At 72.0% G+C, this 3,079-nt stretch carries 2 protein-coding genes and 1 pseudogene; 2 read left to right on the top strand and 1 reads right to left on the bottom strand.

What is annotated here, in order from left to right; translation table 11 throughout:
- Together ABT296_RS31255 and ABT296_RS31250 are read left to right on the top strand one after the other, a co-directional pair.
- Positions 1 to 1,153 (top strand): NAD(P)/FAD-dependent oxidoreductase (locus ABT296_RS31255; protein ID WP_351932185.1); only part of this gene is annotated, 1,153 nt, incomplete at its 5' end.
- Between the two features lie 206 nt (positions 1,154 to 1,359).
- On the top strand, positions 1,360 to 2,418 hold the full coding sequence (locus ABT296_RS31250; RefSeq protein WP_351932183.1) for an NAD(P)-dependent oxidoreductase: 1,059 nt from the start codon (positions 1,360 to 1,362) through the stop codon (positions 2,416 to 2,418).
- 35 nt (positions 2,419 to 2,453) lie between these two features.
- Here ABT296_RS31250 and ABT296_RS31245 read toward each other — a convergent pair.
- Positions 2,454 to 2,945, bottom strand: a pseudogene (locus ABT296_RS31245) (GNAT family N-acetyltransferase); the annotation flags it as partial.
- Positions 2,946 to 3,079 lie beyond the last annotated feature (134 nt).

Here is a 3,079-nt window from a genome sequence, read left to right as displayed (position 1 = left end):
CCCTGACGTCTACGCGGACCTGCTGGCACGCGGAGCCCGGGAGTACCACGACTTCGACTGGTTCGGTGAACATCCCCCGCACCGGGACGGCGACGAGGACCTGGTGACCCTCCGTACCCGCCGAATCGTGCTGGAGGCCGCGCTGACCGCGGCCGTACGACGGGAACCCACCGTCGCCGTGCGACAAGGCTGCCGGGTGAGCGACCTCGTTCTGCGAGAGGGCCGCCCGCCCAGGGTCACCGGTGTGCGGGTGGGCGCGGAAGTCCACCGAGCGGACCTCGTCGTGGACACGGCGGGCCGCCGCTCGCCCCTGCCCGCCTGGCTGACCGCGGCCGGTTGCCGTCCGCCGGTCGTCGAGAGCCACCGCGCCGGGATCGCCTACCTGTGCCGCTGGTACCGCCTGCGTCCCGACGGACCGCGCGACGCCGGGCGGGTGCAGACCGGCTCGGCCGCACCGTTCGCGCTGGCCGGCGTCTTCCCCTCCGACAACGACGTCTTCGCGGCCCACCTGGTGCTGTCCACCGGAGATCCGACCCGGGGCGCCCTCACCGACCCCGCCGTGTTCGAAGCTGCCGCCCGCCTCTTCCCGGCCACCGCCGCCTGGCTCGACCTGGGCGCGGAACCGCAGTCGGATGTCCTGGCGATGGCCGGCCTGGACAACCGCTGGACCACCCTCGCGGACGCTGCCGGACCCGTCGTCACCGGCCTGGTCAACGCAGGCGACAGCCTCGTGCACACCAACCCGACCTCGGGACACGGCGTGGCCCTCGGCCTGCGCGCCGCCCAGCACCTCGCCACCCACGCCGACCGGATCGCCGCGGACCCCGCGGACTACCACGCCTGGACGGTGCGGGAACTCCGCCCGCTGTTCGACGCGCAGGTGGCTGCCGACCGCGCCAACGAGCAACGCCTCGGGGGCAATTCACCGTCCCCGGACCGGCGGGGAGCCGCCCTGGCCGCCTGTGCCTTTGACGATCCCGTCGTCATGCGGGCCCGTGCCCAGGTACGTCATCTCGTGCGACCGGCGGAGGACGCCTACGGCACCGACGAAGTGGACCGAGCCGTGACCGGCTGGCTGGCCGACCACCCGAACTTCTCACCGACGCACGACGGCCCGACCCGCGATCAGTGGCAGGCGCTCATACCGGTATGAGCGCCTGCCTGGCACCTCACCAGCGACACCAGCGACGCTCGGTGCCGGAAACAAGACGGCTCGTCGCGGTTCGGAGGGAGAGCCGGTCGCTGTTCATCCCGACCGATTCCGATTGGAGGGTCTCCGTGAAGGGGACTTCGGTGACGCGAACCCATCCCGTCTTCACTCGCGCGAGCAGTCCGCCGACGCACTCCCACCAGGGCCGGGTGCTCGTCGTGGACCCGGCCCTGGGCGAACAGGCGCTGATCGAACTGGCTGCCCTCACCGACCTCGGCCTGGTCCCGACGGTCAACCTGCGGCGCGTGGCCGATGCGCGCCTACGGGCTCGCATCGAGGCCGGCTGGGAGACGGTGGACTTCGACGGGTTCTCCGAGGAAGAGCTGGCCCAGCACTTGGAGGATGAAGGGCGGGGGCATCGAGTCCTGAAGTGCCGCGCGGGAATCCCGCTCACCCGGGCCGTTCTAGAGCGGGCAACGCGTGAAGGCTTGCGGCAGCGCCTCGCACTGGTCGGGAGGGCAGCCGCCGGATCCGACACGTTCGACCATGCGGCAGCCCGGCGACTGGGGGTCGCGATCCGGACCACGCCGGGGGCCAACGCCACCGCGGTGGCCGAGTTGACCGTGGCGCTCATGCTGGACGCGCTGCGCGGCATCTCGAGGCGGGACGAGGCCCTGCGCGGCGGCTCGTGGAGTGCGGCGACCGTGGATCTGCCCGCGCGCAGCCTCGCGGACACTCGGGTCGGGTTGGTGGGTTCCGGGGCCGTCGCCCGTCGAGTGGCCGAGCTGGTGGGTGCATTCGGTGCTGAGGTGTGGGTTCTCGGGTCGTCGAGGTTCACGCCGGAGCGGGCGGCAGGGTGGCCCGGTCGACGCGTGGAATCCCTCCCCGAACTGGTCGCGGGCTGCGACGTGGTGTCGGTGCATGTACCGGCGACCGCGGAGACCGACGGCCTCGTCGGAGCCGAGGAACTCGGACTCATGCGGCCGGGGTCGGTCCTGGTCAACACGTCCCGGGCGCGTGTGGTTCGAGAGGATGCCCTCGATCGTGCCCTGCGGGATCCCGCTTCCGGGCCCGAGTGGGCTGCGGTCGACGTCTTCGAGACGGAGGGGACCACCTTCACCTCGCTGCTCGCCGACAACCCTCGGTGCATTCTGTCCCCGCACGTCGCGGGCATGACCCGGTCCGCGATGCGGGCGGCGTCGCACCGCCTGCTGGACGAGTTCGCACTCTTCGTCGAGTCCGGTCAGTGGGACCCTGGTCCCCAATGACGTGGGGCAGTTGAGCGTCGGGGGGTGGTGGCCGGTCACCCCGGTGGATACGGAACGTCGAGCACGGCCTCAGCCGAACCGTCCCGCCCTCCGACCGCCCGACCGGGGCACCGCATACCGAGCCACTGCTCGGCTCCCCATGCCTCGAAGCGTTCCACCTCGGTGAACCCCAGCTTCGCCGCGAGGCGCATCGAGCTGATGTTGGCGCTCTGGGTGGTGAGCACCACCGGCTCGCCGGGAAGAGCGTCGGCGAGCCAGCCGAGTGCTGCCGCGCACGCCTCGGCGGCATACCCGTGTCCCCACGCCCGAGGCAGGAACAGGTAACCGAGGTCGGCTCTGCCCACGGCCGTGGGGCGACGGTGAGCGGTTGCTCTCCTGAGCAGGATCTGCCCGATCATCGCCCCGTCGAGGTCGACGACGAAACTGCCGGGCCACCGCTCGGGTACCGCGGGCGTCTCGCGCTCGAGCGCGTCACGGGGCTGCGGACCGCCGAGGTAGGTGTGCACCTCCGGCGATGCGAGCAGTTCGTTGACATCCTCCCCGCCTTAAAGGGCGGGGGTTCCCGTCTGGCTGCCGGTGGTGTCCGGCTGGGCCTTCGGGTGGGTTCCCCGTTCAACGGGCCGTGCCCGGTGTGGGGTTTCCACTCCGGGACTGACCGGCC

The sequence above is a fragment of the Streptomyces sp. NPDC000983 genome (assembly GCF_040299205.1).
In the GTDB taxonomy this organism is placed as follows: Bacteria; Actinomycetota; Actinomycetes; order Streptomycetales; family Streptomycetaceae; genus Streptomyces.
Note: the sequence above shows the minus strand (reverse complement) of the source record. Positions and strands in the feature narration are given on the sequence as shown.